Origin of the sequence: Paracidovorax wautersii, assembly GCF_900113035.1 — a bacterium.
GTDB lineage: Bacteria > Pseudomonadota > Gammaproteobacteria > Burkholderiales > Burkholderiaceae_C > Paracidovorax > Paracidovorax wautersii.
This window is the reverse complement of the sequence record NZ_FONX01000004.1, coordinates 197810-215156: the sequence shown is the minus strand read 5'-3', so window position 1 is coordinate 215156 and position 17347 is coordinate 197810. Positions and strand designations below refer to the sequence as shown.

14 protein-coding genes are annotated in these 17347 nt (G+C 61.5%); 8 read left to right on the top strand and 6 right to left on the bottom strand.

Annotated features, from left to right (window positions below; all coding sequences use genetic code 11):
• Positions 1-4: 4 nt before the first annotated feature.
• Genes BM070_RS07940 through BM070_RS07920 form a run of 5 tightly spaced genes read right to left on the bottom strand, consistent with a single transcriptional unit; the run spans position 5 to position 6449 of the window.
• Positions 5-3526: a pilus assembly protein gene (locus tag BM070_RS07940; protein WP_139222783.1), complete on the bottom strand. Its 3522-nt coding sequence runs from the start codon at positions 3524-3526 to the stop codon at positions 5-7.
• A gap of 35 nt (positions 3527-3561) precedes the next feature.
• The gene (locus BM070_RS07935) at positions 3562-4332 is read right to left on the bottom strand and encodes a pilus assembly PilX family protein (protein ID WP_092939245.1); all 771 of its coding nucleotides are present in this window, start codon (positions 4330-4332) and stop codon (positions 3562-3564) included.
• A gap of 29 nt (positions 4333-4361) precedes the next feature.
• Positions 4362-5201 (bottom strand): PilW family protein, encoded by an 840-nt coding sequence (locus BM070_RS25010; protein ID WP_092939244.1) that lies wholly within the window; start codon positions 5199-5201, stop codon positions 4362-4364.
• A gap of 37 nt (positions 5202-5238) precedes the next feature.
• On the bottom strand, positions 5239-5859 hold the full coding sequence (gene pilV / locus BM070_RS07925; RefSeq protein ID WP_092939121.1) for a type IV pilus modification protein PilV: 621 nt from the start codon (positions 5857-5859) through the stop codon (positions 5239-5241).
• The gene (locus tag BM070_RS07920) at positions 5850-6449 is read right to left on the bottom strand and encodes a GspH/FimT family pseudopilin (RefSeq protein ID WP_245785147.1); all 600 of its coding nucleotides are present in this window, start codon (positions 6447-6449) and stop codon (positions 5850-5852) included. Before BM070_RS07920 ends, pilV begins: the two co-directional genes overlap by 10 nt.
• Before the next feature lie 77 nt (positions 6450-6526).
• Between BM070_RS07920 and guaD the strand changes: the two genes are divergently transcribed.
• The 6 genes from guaD to BM070_RS07885 all read left to right on the top strand — a co-directional run bounded on the left by guaD (position 6527) and on the right by BM070_RS07885 (position 12270).
• The gene (gene guaD / locus BM070_RS07915) at positions 6527-7798 is read left to right on the top strand and encodes a guanine deaminase (RefSeq protein ID WP_092939243.1); all 1272 of its coding nucleotides are present in this window, start codon (positions 6527-6529) and stop codon (positions 7796-7798) included.
• A gap of 121 nt (positions 7799-7919) precedes the next feature.
• Entirely contained in the window at positions 7920-8486 is a 567-nt protein-coding gene (gene dcd / locus BM070_RS07910; protein ID WP_092939119.1) for a dCTP deaminase, read from the top strand.
• 417 nt (positions 8487-8903) lie between these two features.
• Complete coding sequence (locus BM070_RS24155) at positions 8904-9311, top strand: hypothetical protein (protein WP_139222782.1); 408 nt, start codon at positions 8904-8906, stop codon at positions 9309-9311.
• Between the two features lie 69 nt (positions 9312-9380).
• Positions 9381-9623 carry a hypothetical protein gene (locus BM070_RS07895; RefSeq protein ID WP_092939116.1) on the top strand — a complete coding sequence of 81 codons (243 nt, stop codon included), beginning with the start codon at positions 9381-9383 and terminating at the stop codon, positions 9621-9623.
• Between the two features lie 100 nt (positions 9624-9723).
• Positions 9724-10614 (top strand): KPN_02809 family neutral zinc metallopeptidase, encoded by an 891-nt coding sequence (gene ypfJ, locus BM070_RS07890; protein WP_092939115.1) that lies wholly within the window; start codon positions 9724-9726, stop codon positions 10612-10614.
• 204 nt (positions 10615-10818) lie between these two features.
• Positions 10819-12270 (top strand): DEAD/DEAH box helicase, encoded by a 1452-nt coding sequence (locus tag BM070_RS07885; protein WP_092939114.1) that lies wholly within the window; start codon positions 10819-10821, stop codon positions 12268-12270.
• Between the two features lie 76 nt (positions 12271-12346).
• Here BM070_RS07885 and BM070_RS07880 read toward each other — a convergent pair whose 3' ends face one another.
• Positions 12347-13189, bottom strand: a complete 843-nt coding sequence (locus BM070_RS07880) for a symmetrical bis(5'-nucleosyl)-tetraphosphatase (RefSeq protein ID WP_092939113.1) — start codon at positions 13187-13189, stop codon at positions 12347-12349.
• Positions 13190-13494: 305 nt separating this feature from the next.
• Between BM070_RS07880 and BM070_RS07875 the strand changes: the two genes are divergently transcribed.
• Together BM070_RS07875 and BM070_RS07870 are read left to right on the top strand one after the other, a co-directional pair.
• Positions 13495-13794: an H-NS histone family protein gene (locus tag BM070_RS07875; RefSeq protein ID WP_092939112.1), complete on the top strand. Its 300-nt coding sequence runs from the start codon at positions 13495-13497 to the stop codon at positions 13792-13794.
• A 515-nt stretch (positions 13795-14309) separates the two neighbouring features.
• The gene (locus BM070_RS07870) at positions 14310-17234 is read left to right on the top strand and encodes an aconitate hydratase (RefSeq protein ID WP_092939111.1); all 2925 of its coding nucleotides are present in this window, start codon (positions 14310-14312) and stop codon (positions 17232-17234) included.
• Positions 17235-17347: the final 113 nt, after the last annotated feature.

Genomic DNA, 17347 nt, shown 5'->3' with positions numbered 1-17347 from the left:
GTGATCATTGCAGTTGTCGCCAATTGGGGCGTGCCAGCATCTGAGGCAGGCGTGCCAGTTTGTCGATCTTGCCATCGCTTCCCTTTCGGATTTGCTGTGTTTTGGTCGTGATCCGGAGCTCCTTGCTCGATGCCGTCATACGTGCGTAGTTGGCACTCTCTGTCGTGTAGGTGGACCCGTTGATGCTCATCACCGGCGGCGTAGGTGCCTTGCCGGAAACGATGTTGATGATCGTGCGGAACGGTTGCGCCGCCTGCGGCGAGGGGGCACACACTTCTTGCCCGCTTGCTGTGGAACTGCCCGATGCAGGAACCTCGCTCGAAATCTCAAGCAGATTGCTGCCATCGTAGAAATCGAAGCCTGTCGTGATCCGCTCTCCAGCTACCGGCAAATCCATGTACCAGCCTTTTTTGGGGACGCAACTGCCAGCATTGCTAGGGCAAGCGAAGGCAACTTCTGTATTCGTCAGTTTCCAGAAGGATCGGCCGGTGCTCGTGCCGCTGCCATTGGCTTTTGTTCCATCATCGACGGATTGCGCTGCCAACGAGTTTCTGCCTCCGACGGTGGTGGGCTGCGGGTCCGTCGTGGCTACCTTGACTTTGCTCTTGTTGCTGCCCGTTGTTTCAATGGTGTATCTCGTATTATCGAGAATCGAGTAGATGCTTTGCACCGACTGGTCGGTGCGGTCATTCTCGGTCAGGTTCTGGCCCGTGCCGAAGGCCACCATTAATCCTCCCACCACGGTGTTGGGGCGGAGCACGGGCGGCGCCGTGATGGGTTGGCGGTTGCCGTTGCTGATGCTTGCTGTAAAAAGAGGACTGCCGCCGAAAGCAACATTCCATTGAGTGGCGTCTGCGCTTGAAATATCGAACTTCCACAGATTGCCTCGTAAATCGCCTGCGTAGACGAAGTCGGGCATGCCATCTGCATTCACATCTAAAAATTGTGGAGTGGACAGTCCGTTACCCACCGCTTCTGCAGAGCCCACAGCGGCAGCGGGAATGATCTTCAATTCCTTGTTGCCATCGAGGTACTGTACGAGTAGTGCAGGGCGCTCGTTGGAACTGTTGTACCCATTGCCTGTGACGAATGCCCAGCGCCCGTCATTGACCCTCGTGATCTGGAGTGCTCGTTGCTGGTTGCTGGTTGCAACGACCGGGTTGCCAAAGATATGGCCTACATCAGCACTCCCGTTGGGATCGGCGGGTTTGCTTGGTGGGTTCGCGCTGGTGATAGGCGCTGCAGTTTTATCCATCACTACCAGATTCGGCGCATTTTCTGCGTTGCCCATCCGTTCGACGAAAGTGTTGGGGACCACGGATGTGTCTTTGGCAGGGCCTGGACTGGTGATGTCCAGAATGAAATATCCTCTCCCCCCCGCGGCAAGCGTACCAACGAGATAGGAGCGCCAGTTCGGCGTATCGTCTGTACCCGCATTGACGTCGCCAGCAAGTGGCGAACCGTCGACATAATACTGGTGTGAGTACGCAGGGTCCGCATTGTCACTCAGCGACGCAATGTTCTGAATCACGCCATGCGGGATGTAGGCAATTTTCTCGGTCCCATCCTCCGCGGAGAATCCATGAAGCATTCCGTCGTTGCCGCCGACATACAACATCGGCACACGCGTGCGGTACCTGTCTGCGAATGACCGATAGCTGCTTGCGGAATAGCCGCTATTGGGTGCCCCGACATACCAAAGGGCCGAATTGACTATATCGCCTTGCCGGCTCTTGCGGTTGCGGAACGTCGCCTGCTCGCCATTGCTGGCTTCCTTGGTCCGGTCTCCACGGATGAAGTTGAGGCGGTCCTGCCCTTTGCCATCTCCGGCGACCGTCGATGCGCTGCCAACGGTCCCCTTGTTAAGCCACATCTTTGCAGAGGCTCCGGCGTTTGAGGTGGCCAGATTGGCCCATTTGAAGGAAACGGCCTTGTTAGGATTGCTGCTTGCGATGTCGTAGGAGAGAATCAATCTTTTATTGAGATCGTTGGGCGTCAGGGCATCGAGTTTGTCTGCAGTCGTGACATTTTTGTTGCTCGAGGATACGCCCCAAGTTTGATTGGGTGTGAAGATCCCATCAGTGGAAATGGAGTCGGAGCTGACGAAGCCGTACCAGCGGTTGTCATTCGAATTGGGGTTGTCCGCGGCGACGTACGTCGTATAGAACGAATTGGTTCCGACGCGGCTGACAGAGCCTGAGCCCGATACGAAACTGTTGATCGGGGCGGTGGTGTCCACGATGATTTCATCGAAGATGTCTGCAAAAACCTTGGTCAGGTCTCCTCCAGCTACAGGGTAGAATTTACCTCGGCTATTGATTGCGACGTGCCACATTTCCTGGGGGCGATAATTATCGTAATCATTGTCTGCCGCTGGCGATGTGACATCATCCCAGGCTGTTTTTCCTGTCACCAAATCCGAGAATCCCGAGTCGTACATTCCGAAAGTTCCGCCAGTGAACTGTGGTGAGGTTGGCGTGTTTTTGGCGAAGTTACTTGCCGTCGTTCCATATCCAATCGAATATTGGACCAGGTGCTGCCATTTTGCAGGGTCGTTCTTCGGATTCCAGTATTCGTCCAGAGTGGCACTCTTGTTTCCTGATGTGAAGGTCTCGCTGCCAGTTTTCTTTATCTTCGGGGCGACCTCGTTGCCGATATTCGGTTGAAGATCTGTGGACCAGTACAGGAAGGCCATGTCCGCCAAGGATGGGTAGGCATAGAACGTGCGGGTTTGGTACCACCAAGGGCCTGTTGTTGTGTACCTTACCTGATTGGGGTATGAGTCTTGATAAACTTGTGACTGGGGTGATGAGGCGCGATACTGAGTGCCATCCGGCAGGTTTTTATCCCGTCCGTCTGCATTCTGAACGGGAATGGTGTCCGTGGAGGATTGCAACCTCATCCCGGCTTTGAAGGCGTCGTCTATGTAGTCGTAAGAAAAATTCCATCCACCATCGGTCAGGGTGATGTTATATGCGCGTCGGCATGTGAGGGGGGAGTTGTCTGCTACTCCCGGGGTTGCATTCCACGGACTGTTTACGCCAGTGGTTTTCATGTATTCCCCCGCATTCCACATCATCGAGTGTGTGGGGGTGCTTCCATTGGCGCTGAGGTTCGCTACCCAAGCGCTGAAATCCGCCTTGTGGTTGCCCGAGAACGCGCCCATGGCATTGCGGTTGTTGCAGTTTCCGGATGCGCTCGGTATTCCATTGCAAGCGAAGGACTGCCAAGCCAAACGAAATTGGTTGTCGTACTTGCTGTTGTTGATCAGCGTGCTCTGCAATCCCTGCTTGACGAAGGCGATGCGCGTCGAGTCAGCGGGACATCGTGAATAGATTATGCCGTCGATGTCACAAAATGACATGCTTCCCGAGGTGTCAACGGAAATGATGACATTGGGGATGGGTGGCTTGTATGCCGTTCCTGCTGGGTACTGTGCAAGATTGATCTGCGCAGCCCATAAGGCGCTTGGCATTGAGAGGATGGCTGCAAAAATAGGTGAGAACCTGAAGGTGGGATAGGTCAAGGTGTTCTCCTGTTTTTTGAAGTGCTTCGTCGATCTTATTCGGCTGTTTTGATGGAGAGGGTCGACTGCAGGACTACCTCGCTGTTGGGCTTGTTACCACGCGCCAGCGCGGTGATTCGGTAGATGATCGGTTTCTTTTGCGTGGGGGCGAAGCGAAGGACGTTGGCATCGGGCGGCAGGCCCTGAATCAGGGCCAAGTTGGGATCTATGTAAGGCATGACTTCCACCCAATACCAGGCTCCCGTGCGAGTGCCATCCCTGCTTGCCAAGATCGGGTTTGCGCTGCTAGTAGCATCTGCGCCAGTGAATTGCCCATACCGTGCGCCGACATCAGGTTGCATCATTGCAGCAAGCAGCGTGGAGTCATTCCAAAAGTCCTGCGCTCCTGCTCGCTTGGCGCAAATGCCCTTGTAGCATTTTGTGGTCGAGTTTTGATTTTGTATGGTTGACAGAAGTCCGTCGAGTTCGCTGGTTTCTATGTCGAAATAGACCGAGGTCTTGGATCTGCAGACGTCTCCTTTTCCAGTGTCTTGGCTGGGCGTGCAAAATGTGCCATCCGGCTTGACTCCGCGGATGTCAAACTCTGCATCTTGAAGCATTGCCTGTGCCGCCTCAAACGTCCTTCGATAATCGGCATCATTGCCAATCACCATTTCATTGAATAGCGCGTTTCGAGCAGACCATAGCGCAAGCAGCATGGACAGCATGACGAAGACGATGACCACGTAGAGTGCGATACCCTTTTGTGATGCTGGCGATGCTCTCGGCCTTCGAGGTCGATGGATCACTTGTTTGACGACTGGCATGACCTTCGAGACGGAGGTGTTTTTGCTGGTCATGACAGCCCCTGGCTGCGGATTTGAAAAAGATTCCTGAAGACCATCCTGAGTCGGTTGCCATACTTTGTCTGTACTCCGCTGCAATTGGCGTAGGTTGCGTCGGCGGTTGGGTTCTGCTCGGTGCCCGTCAGTTCAAGGCAGACTTCCACTGCGTAGACATTTTTCCAATCGATGGATGAAGTGTCCGAAAGGTATTGCAGCGTGTTGGTCTGGGCATCCTGACGAACGTAGCGCATTCGAAAATCAGTGACATTTCCGATGATGGGCTGTGCAGTGTTGCTTCCCCGTCCAGTGCAGACCAATTCATTCGTGGCTGATTTCCGTTCGAATTTGCTGGTGAGCAATGGGTTGACCAAAGCACCACCTGACACCGGATTTTGTCCCAGGCAGTCCCTCAATTGAGACAGGTTACTGGAATTCGTCGTGGCTTCTGCATAGTTCTCGTACCCCACTGTGAAGCTCGAACTCGGCGTGGTGGTTGCTGCGATGGTGTTGAGGCTACGGTCGAATTGCGGCCGGACTCCTGTAGGATCTGGTGGATCGAATGCGACGGGAGCCATGGCGGGATCGGCTCCGCTTGCCGGCAGAAGCGACGGTGTTAGGTTGAGCTCGATGCTTCCAGCCTGGCGGACTTGCTGTCCGATGATGCGCAGGGCATAGCCCGCCTGTTGCTGCAGCAGTGTGCTTTCCGAAACGGTGCCCGATATGGTCCTTGAGTTCATCAGCGACACGACGGCGACTGCGACCACCAGCAAGCCGATGGCGATACCTACCATTAGTTCGATCAATGTAACGCCCCGCTGCCGCGATGGGCGAGTGCTGGATGGTATTGGCATGTAATCTTGGGGGCGTGTAGTGGCTGTGACTGGCAGCTCAATTGAGGCAATAAAGTTGTGCACTTCCAATCCCCCACGGAGCGCAGCGTTGTGTGGGTTGAAGATATTGGATGTGGCAGATCTGCCCTTCCGGGCAGGTAATCGCCGCGCCCGTGCTGTCCGTTGCAGAGACGGACAGGGGAGCGTTCAATGCATTGGATTGCGCGGTGGTCATCTGGGTGTCGCCAGACCTGTAGCGGTTTTCGCTCCAGCCGATCATTACGCCCAGCTGCCGTGGCCCTCCTTGAGGGATGAAAACCTTCGCGGTGCCGCCGGGTAGAACGTTTTTCACGTTGACCTGCCACTGTTGGATATCAAAGGCCGCCAAACTGGCGGCATTGCAGGTATTGGCTGAGCAGTCAGTGGCGCCGCTGCTGGATGTCTGTGTATAAAGGGACAGATTACCGATGGCATCTGGATTGTTCTGCAATCTTTCGCCCAGGTCTTCTATCAGCCTGATCGCCTGTGCCCTGCGTGCTCCCGCCTGTGTGTCCGTCAGCGTACGCAATTGAATGCCGAGGATGCCCAGAATACCCAATGCAAGAATGACGATGGCAACTAGCGACTCCATCAGTGCCAAGCCTTTTTGGGGCCTGGAGGTCTGGTGCCTCAACTGCATGGGACCTCCGTTTGGTTGATGACTCTGATGCGACCGCCTGCAGCCATACAAAGCCCTTTGGTCGCAGGTGAAGAGATCCCTTCGGAGGGGGCAAAGGTAAATCCGATCAAGTTCGCTCCGTTCATCATGCCCCAGCGATCCACGCGGATCGTGTCGCTGGACGTCGTTCTGGTCACCGTGATATTGCCTGGAGTATCGAATCGCTGAATTTCCTCGCCGGCATCCCATTTGCTATTACTGTTTGCATCGATATAGATGACCCATCCGCAATCCCAGTCGCTTTTGGTATTGGCTGTGGTGCACTGGGTAGATGCAGAATTGGGGATCTTTCCGATAAATACGTCAGAACTTCTTTTGATGGCTTCCGATCGTGCGTAAAACATCGTCATCTTCATGGCATCGACGACTTGAAGAATGCGCCAGCGGTCGATGAGTGTCTTGAAGCTCGGTGCCGCCAAGGCCGATAGGATGGCCATGATGCCGATCACCACCAGTAGCTCCAGTGCGGTGAATCCATGGCTGTGGCGTGACTTGTGTTGGGGCATTGTGGCGGGGCGCCGTAAAAGGTGTCTTGATGTTACGGTGGCCATGTCGTCACCTCTCAGCCGTTCGTCGGTTCTGTCTGACCGTTGGGCTGGCGTGAGGCTGCCGGTAAGCTTGTGGGATGCTGCACATTTACCGTTCCGCACTTCTTCGCTTCTCTCACACTGGTGAAGCGGTCTTTGAGTCCGACGCTTTCCTCGCGGTGGATGCTGATCACAGGCCGGCCAAGGTCGTGGCTTCTGGCGCTTGGTCTGCACTGCCCTCGGAATGGCGAGCGCGGCCGGTCACCCACTGGCCCGGCCGCATCATCGCCCCCGGCTTCATCGACATGCATATCCACTTCCCGCAGACCGACGTGATCGGATCGCCTGCGGAAGGATTGCTGCCCTGGCTGGAAAACTACACCTTCCCGCACGAATCGCGCTTCGCCGATCCGGCCTATGCGGCCGAGGTGGCCGAGGTCTTCCTGGACGAGTTGCTGCGCAATGGCGTGACGACCGCGCTGACCTTCGCCACCTCGCACCCGGCCTCCGTCGATGCCCTGATGGCTGGCGCGCAGCGGCGCGGCCTGCGGCTCATCGCTGGCAAGGTGCTGCAGGATCAGCACTCGCCCGACGGCGTGCGCGATGAGACGCGGCAATCGCTGATCGATACCGAGGCGCTCATCCGGCGCTGGCACGGGCAGGGCCGGCTGGGCTATGCCATCACGCCGCGTTTCGTGCCCACCTGCAGCGAGGCGCAGCTGCGCGGTGCGGGCGAGCTGGCGGCGCAGTACCCCGATGTGTGGATCCAGTCGCACGTGGCCGAGAACCTGGACGAGGTGCGCTGGGTGCGCGAGCTGTTCCCGGCGGCGCGCAGCTATCTGTCGGTCTATGATGATTTCGGGCTGATGCGCCGGCGCGCCGTCTATGCCCATTGCATTCATTTCGATGATGAAGACAGGGCGTTGATGCGCGATACGGGCACGGCTGCGGCTGTGAGCCCCACCAGCAACCTGTTCCTGGGCAGCGGCTTCTTCGATTACGAGGGCGCGGCCCGCATCGGTTTCGAGCACGGCCTGGCCAGCGACGTGGGCGGCGGCACCAGCTTCAGCCCGTTCCACACCATGCTGGCGGCCTACTACGTGGGGCGTGAAGGCCAGACCAAGCCCGGCGTGAGCCTGAGCCCTCAGCAGCTGTGGTGGCGCCACACGGGCGGTGCCGCGCGTGCGCTGGGGCTGGAGGGCGTGGTCGGCACGCTGCAGCCCGGCACCGAAGCCGACTTCGTCGTGCTGAACCCGCAGGCCACGCCCTTGCTGGCGCGCAAGACCTCGCAGGCTGCCAGCCTGGAAGAGCTGTTGTTCGCGCTGATCGTGCTGGGCGACGACCGGGTCATCGAGCGCACGGTCATTGCCTGATTGTCCCCGCAGCGCAGGTGAATCAAGGGCCTGATGCTATTTTTGTAATAGCATCGCCAGGGTATGGGCGGTGGGGGCCGGCGCAGGCCCCCACCCTAGAATAGGCTGCAGGAGTAAAGCAATGACCATTAAAAGCGACAAGTGGATCCGCCGCATGGCGGAGCAGCACGGGATGATCGAGCCCTTCGAGCCCGGCCAGATCCGTGAGCGCGAGGGCCGCAAGATCATCAGCTACGGCACCAGCAGCTACGGCTACGACATCCGCTGCGCGCCGGAATTCAAGGTGTTCACCAACATCCACAGCACGGTGGTGGACCCCAAGCATTTCGACGAAAAGAGCTTCGTCGATTTCCACGGCGACAGCTGCATCATCCCGCCCAACAGCTTCGCGCTGGCGCGCACGGTGGAGTACTTCCGCATTCCGCGCAACGTGCTGACCATCTGCCTGGGCAAGAGCACCTACGCGCGCTGCGGCATCATCGTGAACGTCACGCCCTTCGAGCCCGAGTGGGAAGGCTATGTGACGCTGGAATTCAGCAACACCACGCCGCTGCCTGCGCGCATCTATGCGGGCGAGGGCTGCGCCCAGGTGCTGTTCTTTGAAAGCGACGAAGTCTGCGAGGTCAGCTACAAGGACCGTGGCGGCAAGTACCAGGGGCAGATCGGCGTCACGCTGCCCAAGGCCTGAGAACGTGTTTGCGATCTCCCAGGGGTCGCGCAGCTACGTCGGCGGGATGGGATGCAAGGCGCGGTGCGCAGTGGATAGCACTGCTATCCACAAGCGCCGCAACGCCGCAGACCGCCCGCCCACACCGCTGCCCTTCGGGTTGGAGCGAAATCGGGCGATTGGAGGCCCCGGCTGCTTGCATGGACATGAGTCCATGCGGTGCATCCGAAGCATCCACTCATCCCGATTGCGCTCCAACGCGATCCCCTGCGAGATCGTGAACACGTTCTGAGGGGCCTGCGGACCGCCGCCGTCCTACATCGCGACGGGGCGGCACCGCATGAACCGCCCAGGGCGCGTGGCCTAGGATGAAGGCATCGAAGGGCTGCACGGACCATCCGAAAGCGGCCCGTATCCAGCCTTTACGAGGTCGCCGCCATGCTCGCTTTCCTCCAGTCCACGCTCCGGTCTGAATCATCTGGCACCTTGTCCGCGCAGCCATCCATGCCGTCCGACGTGGCACGGGGCAGTGCCCGATGCGCGCACGTCTACTGGCCGGCATACACCCTGGACGAATTCCTTTTGCGCATGGCGGCTCATGGCAAGTGCGTGAGTGCGTCCATGATGCTCGGCGACCGCAGCTATGCGGTGCAGCAGCTCGAGCGAGCCCAGGCCATCACGGGCGACGTGGCGCTGCAGGCCCTGGTGGCGCAGCTGGCTGCCTATTTCCCGGGGGCGCTGTCGCGGGACGCCGGTTGCCAGCAGCCCGTGGCTGAGGATCTGGGCCAAGCCGGCCCCGCCAGCCTGACGCATGCGCAGTCATCCTACGAACGCATGGGATCGTGACCTCAAGATGGCGTAACAAGAGGCTTCTAGCATTCTCGGCGTTACTACACACTGCACGAGGAGCCTTCCATGCCGGCGATCGAAACGTCTCCCGAATCCACCCAGCAAGCCACGGCGCCTTCGGCGGCCCGCATCTGGGTCATGGCGATCGGCGGTGTCGTCATCGCAGTGCAGATCGCGGCACTGGGCATGGTGCTGAACGGGCAGGTGGAGCGGGCCAGTGAGCGCCAGGCGGCCCAAACCATCCTGAAGTCGGAGCCCGTGCAGGTCACGTCAACGGCTGACCTGCGCCCCGCCAGCCTCACGCAATGACGCACCGGTTGCTGCCCGGCTGTTTGCCTGGCCGCAGGTGTGGGTCGTTGCTCGGGCGGGCTTAATATCCGCGCCATCGGCGAATGAACGGAGTGATGGCATGCGGTGGGAAGGCAATCGGGAATCGGACAATGTGGAGGACCGGCGCGACAGCGACGGCGGTGGCGGCGGTGGCTCGCCCGTGTTCGGCGGGCGCACCATCGGCATCGGCACCATCGTGGTGGCGCTGCTGGGCGGGTGGATCTTCGGCATCAACCCGATCACGCTGCTGAATTTGCTGAGCGGCGGTTCGCCCGCGCAGGTGCAGCCGCAGCAGCCGCAGGTGCCTGCCCACAAGCCGCCGGCAGACGACAACATGGCGCGCTTCGTCTCGACCGTGCTGGCGGACACCGAAGACGTCTGGGGCGACATCTTCCGCAAGGGTGGAGGCACCTACGAGCAGCCCAAGCTGGTGCTGTTCCGTGGCCGCACCCCCACGGCCTGCGGTCTGGGGCAGTCGGCCATGGGGCCTTTCTACTGCCCGGCGGACCACAAGGTCTATATCGACCTGGCCTTCTACCAGACCCTGAAGAACCAGCTGGGCGCGCCCGGCGACTTCGCCCAGGCCTACGTCATCGCCCATGAAGTGGGGCACCACGTGCAGAATCTGCTGGGTATCAGCGAGAAGGTGGACCAGATGCGCGGGCGCGTCAGCCAGGTCGAATACAACCACCTCTCGGTACGGCTGGAACTGCAGGCGGACTGCTTCGCTGGCGTCTGGGCGCACCATGCGCAGAATGCCCGCCAGATCCTGGAGCAGGGCGATGTGGAAGAGGCGATGAACGCCGCCTCCAAGATCGGCGACGACGCATTGCAGCGCGCGGGCGGCGGCGCCGTCGTGCCCGACAGCTTCACCCACGGCACCAGTGCCCAGCGCCAGCATTGGTTCCAGACCGGGCTGCAGACCGGCAGCGTCAAGAGCTGCGACACCTTCTCGGCTCGCACGCTGTAAGCCACCCCGCTCAGGCATGCCGCAAAGGCGTTCTGGCGCCCTGTGGGCCTGCAGCCCATGCTGGGTGGTCGCTTGGTGCTATTGATTTAATAGCTTGAGGCGTGGATTCCCAGCGCCTTTGCATCGCCTGCGCCACAGCTTGACACTGCCTTTTGCAGTAAAAAACGGCCCTGTCACGCCCTGGTGCGACAATAGAAGGCTCAAATGACAAGTTCCTTTTCCAATCTATCGCTGGCCGAGCCTCTGGCGCGCGCCGTGGCCGAGATGGGCTATGAGTCCATGACGCCCATCCAGGCCCAGGCCATTCCCGTCGTGTTGACCGGCCAGGACGTGATGGGCGCAGCCCAGACCGGCACGGGCAAGACGGCGGCGTTCTCGCTGCCCCTGCTGCAGCGCCTGCTCAAGCACGAAAACAGTTCCACCTCGCCCGCGCGCCATCCAGTGCGTGCCCTGGTGCTGCTGCCCACGCGCGAACTGGCCGACCAGGTCGCCCAGCAGATCGCGCTCTATGCCAAGCACACCAAGCTGCGCAGCACGGTGGTGTTCGGCGGCATGGACATGAAGCCGCAGACGCTCGAGCTGAAGAAGGGCGTCGAAGTGCTGGTGGCCACGCCGGGCCGGCTGCTCGATCACATCGAGGCCAAGAACGCGGTGCTCAACCAGGTCGAGTACGTGGTGCTCGACGAGGCCGACCGCATGCTCGACATCGGCTTCCTGCCCGATCTGCAGCGCATCCTGTCGTACCTGCCCAAGCAGCGCACGACGCTGCTCTTCTCGGCCACGTTCTCGCCCGAGATCAAGCGCCTGGCGGGCAGCTACCTGCAGAACCCGGTGACCATCGAGGTCGCCCGCCCGAACGAAACCGCCTCCACCGTCGAGCAGCGCTTCTATTCCGCTTCCGACGACGACAAGCGCCGCGCCATCCACAAGGTGCTCAAGGACCGTGGCGTGCGCCAGGCCTTCATCTTCGTCAACAGCAAGCTGGGCTGCGCGCGCCTGGCCCGCTCGCTGGAGCGCGAGGGCCTCAAGACGGCTGCGCTGCACGGCGACAAGAGCCAGGACGAGCGCCTGAAGGCCCTGGACGCCTTCAAGAAGGGCGAAGTCGATCTGCTGGTGTGTACCGATGTGGCCGCCCGCGGCCTGGACATCAAGGACGTGCCTGCGGTGTTCAACTTCGACGTGCCCTTCAACGCCGAAGACTACGTCCACCGCATCGGCCGTACGGGCCGTGCCGGGGCTTCCGGCCTCGCGGTGACGCTGGTGTCCAGCAGCGATGCGCGCCTGGTGGGCGACATCGAAAAGCTCATCAAGAAGAAGATCGACCTCGAACCGATCGAATTCGAGGCCGAGCGTCCGAACGGCCGTTTCAACGACGGCCGCCGCGCCTGGCGCGAAGAGGAAGAGGGCCGCAGCAGCGCCCATGGCGGCCGGGAGCGTCGCGAAGCCCGCACCTACCGCCAGAGCTCTCCGCCGCGCGATCCCTTCTTCGACCAGCCCTACCAGGCGCCTGCGTCGCCTGCCGAAGGCACTCCCGCCTGGGAAGCCACCGCCAAGGCGCAGCCCTCGCGCAGCGGCATCTCGGCCAACATCAAGCACAAGCGCAAGGTCGCGGCGCTCTTCAAGGCGCCCCAGCCCGAGACCTCCGAGCAGTCGTGACTCGGAGTTGAGAGGGGCGGGGGGCTCGGCGCTTGAAAAAGCCCTCGCCCCCGCGCCGCTAACCCCGGCCCGCTCTTCAGCCCGGCACCTGGGCCTGTTCGCAGCCCACTTCCAGATGTTCGCGGTCGGCCAGCGTGGCGCCGAACCGCACCGCGCTCAGGCAGCCGCCCCAGACGCAGCCGGTATCCAGCCCCAGCAATTGCGGGCGGTCCATCCAGCCCAGGGTGGACCAGTGGCCGAAGGCGATCAGCGTGCCGGCGGTGCGCCGCCCCGGCGCGTCGAACCAGGGCAGCAGCCCTTCCGGCGCCTCCGCGGCGGATTCCGTGCTTTCGAAGTCCATCACGCCCTCGGGCGTGCAAAAACGCAGCCGGGTCAAGGCGTTCACGATCACGCGCAGCCGGTCGGTGCCCTGCAGCGCATCGCTCCAGCGGTCGGGCGCGTTGCCGTACATGGAATGCAGAAAGTCCGGCAGGCCGGGGCCGCGCAGCACGGATTCCACTTCGCCTGCCAGCGCCAGCACGTCATCGGCCGTCCAGCAGGGCAGCACGCCCGCATGGACCATGAGCAGGTCCTCGCCCGCATGGCGAAGCCGCCGCGCCAGGGGTTGTTGCCGTAGCCACTGGAGCAGGGCTTCGCGGTCCGGCGCCTGGAGCACGGTGTCGAGCGTGTCCTTGCGTGAGGGCTTGCGGGCGCCGTGCGCGGCGGCCAGCAGATGCAGGTCGTGATTGCCCAGCAGGACGCGGATGCTGTCGCCCGCCTGCATGCAGCGCCGCAGCACATCGGCCGATGCCGGGCCTCGATTGACCAGGTCGCCGACCAGATAGGCAGTGTCGCGGCTGGGGGAGAAATCGACATGGGCCAGCAGCCGGCCCAGGGCGGCGTCGCAGCCCTGGATGTCGCCAATACAGTAAATCGCCATCGTTGGTTTCTTGGATGTGGGTTGCAGTGTGGGCCGTGATTTTGCGCGTTCCGCCATTTGCTGAACGCGCCCATCATCCGGGATCGAAGGGCTTCTGGGCGCCTGGCCCTGGCGGGAGTTAACCGGGTTGTGGGGTGAGGCGCCCCCCGACACTGAAACCCCTGCTGCTGAATTTCTCCCCATTTCTGCGTTTGTCTAATGGAATTCGGTAATTCCGCGAATCGAGAAGACCTTGGGGCGCTAACGGGACTCACATTCCTTCTTATAATTCGCACCTCTTCCCAAACCGTGTCACATATCACACCATGACCACCAGCTATAAAGAACTTCTCAAGCAGCGTGAAGCCCTGGAGCAGCAGATCAGCGAAGCCCGCCGCCGCGAATTGTCGGATGCAGTTGCGCAAGTGCGCAGCCTGGTCGCTGAATATGGCCTGACCGCTCAGGATGTTTTCCCCGCAGGTCGTTCTTCCACGCGTGCCTCTTCCACCAGCGGCACCAAGGTTGCGCCCAAATACCGCAATCCCGCCACGGGCCAGACCTGGACCGGCCGCGGCAAGGCTCCTAAGTGGATCCAGAACGAAAACCGCGAGCAATTCGCCATCTGATGGACGAATGCCCGCCGATTCACCGGCGGTATGGTGCGGCGTGACGCCGTGCCATTGCATCGATGTGAAGCTTGAAAGCCTGCCGGCAACGGCAGGCTTTTTTATTTGCGCTGAGGAATGCTCGATCTCTGCGGCGGGCCGTTGCAGGGCTGGTTTGTGGATTTTCGATGGGCTATGAGGGCCGCAAGGCTTTCGCTGACACCGCCTGTGCGCGTTCGGCGCGAGAATGTTTGCCTCACAGGAGCCGAAGGGCATGCTCGGTCGTCCCGATTTCTTTGCCGATGCCTGCTGGAGGAGCCGCTTGCCGGCGTTGGCGCCATGGTTGCAGCAGGGCTTATGCATCGCGAGCGTGCGATGAGGCGGCTCATCGGCGAGCATATTCAGCGGCGAAGCCTGGATGTGACGCGGCAATCGGCTGCCGATTTATGCAAACGGGCTATCGATAAAAGTTCCGTAGTGTCTATAAATAGAAGTTAAAAGACCGATAGTTTCATTCTCTTCCCACAGGAGTTCTCATGTCCACCTCCAAGGCGCCCGCCCACGCGTTTTCATCCACTTTGAAGTCCTTTACGACGGCTTCCGGGAAAAAAGGGCAGCTGTATTCGCTGCCCGCGCTGGCTAAGCAGTTTCCTTCCATCCAGCGGTTGCCGGTGTCCTTGCGTATCGTGCTGGAGTCGGTATTGCGCAATTGCGACGGGCGCAAGGTGACGGCGGAGCATGTGGAGCAATTGGCGCGCTGGCAGCCCACTGCCGCGCGTGTCGATGAGATTCCGTTCGTCGTTTCGCGCGTGGTGCTGCAGGATTTCACCGGCGTGCCGCTGCTGGCGGATCTGGCCGCGATGCGCAGCGCCGCCCAGAAACTGGGCAAGAACCCCAAGAAGATCGAGCCGCTGGTGCCCGTCGATCTGGTGGTGGACCATTCCATCATGGTCGATTACTACGGCACCAAGAAAGCGCTCGACCTGAACATGAAGCTGGAATTCCAGCGCAATCGCGAGCGCTACGAATTCATGAAATGGGGCATGCAGGCCTTCGATACCTTCGGCGTCGTTCCGCCGGGATTCGGCATCGTCCACCAGGTGAACCTGGAATATCTGGCGCGCGGCGTGCACCGCGCCAAGGGGGATGTGTATTACCCCGACACCCTGGTGGGCACGGACAGCCACACGACGATGATCAACGGCATCGGCGTGGTGGCCTGGGGCGTGGGCGGCATCGAGGCCGAAGCCGCCATGCTGGGCCAGCCGGTGTACTTCCTCACGCCCGATGTGGTGGGCTTCGAGTTGACGGGCCGCCTGCGCGAAGGCGTGACGGCGACCGACTTGGTGCTGACCGTGACCGAGATCCTGCGCCGCCACAAGGTGGTGGGCAAGTTCGTCGAATTCTTCGGCGAGGGCACGCGCACGCTGTCGCTGCCCGACCGCGCCACCATCGGCAACATGGCGCCCGAATACGGCGCGACCATGGGTTTCTTCCCGGTCGATGAGAAAACCATCGAATACTTCAAGGGCACGGGCCGCACCAAGGGCGAGATCGAAGCCTTCGAGGCCTATTTCAAGGCGCAGGGCCTCTTCGGCGTGCCTGAAGCGGGCGCCATCGATTATTCGCAGGTGGTGCGCCTGAACCTGGGCGACGTGACCCCCAGCCTGGCCGGCCCCAAGCGCCCGCAGGACCGCATCGAGCTGGGCAAGGTGGCGCAGCAGTTTGCCGATCTCTTCTCCAAGCCGGCGGCCGAAAGCGGCTTCAACCGCCCCGCGGACCTGCTGACCACGCGCCACCCGGTGCGCCGCCACGGTGAAGACAACGAGGCATCGGCACCTGCCGAAAAGCACGCGCCCGACGGCGGCCCGCGCTTTCTGGTGGAGATGGAGCAGAACAAGCCCCAGCTCGCCGTCGCCGCCAAGGACAGCGCCGCCGCCCAGGTGCCCGCCAAGGCCAAGGGCGCGGATCTGACCCTGGGCAACGGCGACGTGCTGATCGCGGCCATCACCAGCTGCACCAATACCTCCAACCCCAGCGTGCTGCTGGCGGCGGGCCTGCTGGCCAAGAAGGCGGTGGAAGCGGGGCTGAAGGTGCAGCCGCACATCAAGACCTCGCTCGCGCCCGGCTCGCGCATCGTCACCGAATACCTCACGCAGACCGGCCTGATGCCCTATCTGGAAAAGCTGGGCTTCGCGCTCGCGGGCTACGGCTGCACCACCTGCATCGGCAATGCGGGCGACCTGACGCCCGAGCTCAACGAAGCCATCACCAGCAACGAACTGGTGTGCGCGGCCGTGCTGTCCGGCAACCGCAACTTCGAGGCGCGCATCCACCCCAACATCAAGGCCAACTTCCTGGCCAGCCCGCCGCTGGTGGTGGCCTACGCCATTGCCGGCACGGTGCTGCGCGACCTGATGACCGAGCCCGTGGGCCGCGGCAAGGGTGGGCGCGACATCTACCTGGGCGACATCTGGCCAACTAGCGACGAAGTCAACGCCCTGATGAAGTACGCCATGAACGGCAAGGCCTTCAAGGAGAACTACGCCAAGGTCGAAACCGACCCGGGCGCGCTGTGGAACAAGATCAAGGGCGTGACGGGCGACACCTATGTCTGGCCCGCCAGCACCTATATCGCCGAGCCGCCTTTCTTCGAGAACTTTGCTATCGATGTGGAAGCAAAGGGCGCGGATTCCGCGGGCGCTGCAGCGCAAAAAGGCTCTGAAGCCGTGCGCGGCGCACGCATCATGGCGCTGTTCGGCGACTCCATCACGACCGACCACATCTCGCCGGCCGGCTCCATCAAGGAAAGCTCGCCCGCCGGCCAGTGGCTGCTGGAGCATGGCGTGATGAAGCAGGACTTCAACAGCTACGGCGCGCGGCGCGGCAACCACGACGTGATGATGCGCGGCACCTTCGCCAACGTGCGCATCAAGAACCTGATGATCCCGCCGCTCGATAACGGCTCGCGGGAAGAGGGCGGCGTCACCCTGTTCCAGAGCGACGGCCCGATGCAGGGCAAGAAGCTGCCGATCTTCGACGCCGCGATGCAGTACATCGCGGACGGCACGCCCACCGTGATCTTCGCCGGCGAGGAATACGGCACCGGCTCCAGCCGCGACTGGGCGGCCAAGGGCACGCAGCTGCTGGGCATCAAGGCCGTGGTGGCACGCAGCTTCGAGCGCATCCATCGCTCCAACCTGGTCGGCATGGGCGTGCTGCCGCTGCAGTTTCGTGGCGACGACTCCTGGGAATCGCTGGGCCTGAAGGGCGACGAGGTGATCGACGTGCTGCCCGATGCCGCGCTCACCCCGCAGAGCGAGGCGCGCCTGGTCATTCACCGCGCGGATGGTTCGCAGAAGGAGGTGTCGGTGACCTTGCGCATCGATACGCCCATCGAGGTGGACTACTACCGCGCAGGCGGCATCCTGCCCTACGTGCTGCGCCAGCTGCTGGCCTGACGGCCATCCCGCGCTGCCGGCCCCGACCGGCAGCGGGTTCGGAATCTCGGCGCGACGGCCTTGGGCCGTCATCCAACAGCTGATCCGGCGCAATGGACAGTTGCGTCCGGGCG

Excerpts from the sequence above, each read along its gene's own strand:
- BM070_RS07935 (WP_092939245.1), bottom strand. The coding sequence starts at position 4,332 with ATGCCAGTCGTCAAACAAGTGATCCATCGACCTCGAAGGCCGAGAGCA.
- BM070_RS25010 (WP_092939244.1), bottom strand. The coding sequence starts at position 5,201 with ATGCCAATACCATCCAGCACTCGCCCATCGCGGCAGCGGGGCGTTACA.
- pilV (WP_092939121.1), bottom strand. The coding sequence starts at position 5,859 with ATGCAGTTGAGGCACCAGACCTCCAGGCCCCAAAAAGGCTTGGCACTG.
- BM070_RS07920 (WP_245785147.1), bottom strand. The coding sequence starts at position 6,449 with ATGGCCACCGTAACATCAAGACACCTTTTACGGCGCCCCGCCACAATG.
- dcd (WP_092939119.1), top strand. The coding sequence starts at position 7,920 with ATGACCATTAAAAGCGACAAGTGGATCCGCCGCATGGCGGAGCAGCAC.
- BM070_RS24155 (WP_139222782.1), top strand. The coding sequence starts at position 8,904 with ATGCTCGCTTTCCTCCAGTCCACGCTCCGGTCTGAATCATCTGGCACC.
- BM070_RS07895 (WP_092939116.1), top strand. The coding sequence starts at position 9,381 with ATGCCGGCGATCGAAACGTCTCCCGAATCCACCCAGCAAGCCACGGCG.
- ypfJ (WP_092939115.1), top strand. The coding sequence starts at position 9,724 with ATGCGGTGGGAAGGCAATCGGGAATCGGACAATGTGGAGGACCGGCGC.
- BM070_RS07885 (WP_092939114.1), top strand. The coding sequence starts at position 10,819 with ATGACAAGTTCCTTTTCCAATCTATCGCTGGCCGAGCCTCTGGCGCGC.
- BM070_RS07880 (WP_092939113.1), bottom strand. The coding sequence starts at position 13,189 with ATGGCGATTTACTGTATTGGCGACATCCAGGGCTGCGACGCCGCCCTG.
- BM070_RS07875 (WP_092939112.1), top strand. The coding sequence starts at position 13,495 with ATGACCACCAGCTATAAAGAACTTCTCAAGCAGCGTGAAGCCCTGGAG.
- BM070_RS07870 (WP_092939111.1), top strand. The coding sequence starts at position 14,310 with ATGTCCACCTCCAAGGCGCCCGCCCACGCGTTTTCATCCACTTTGAAG.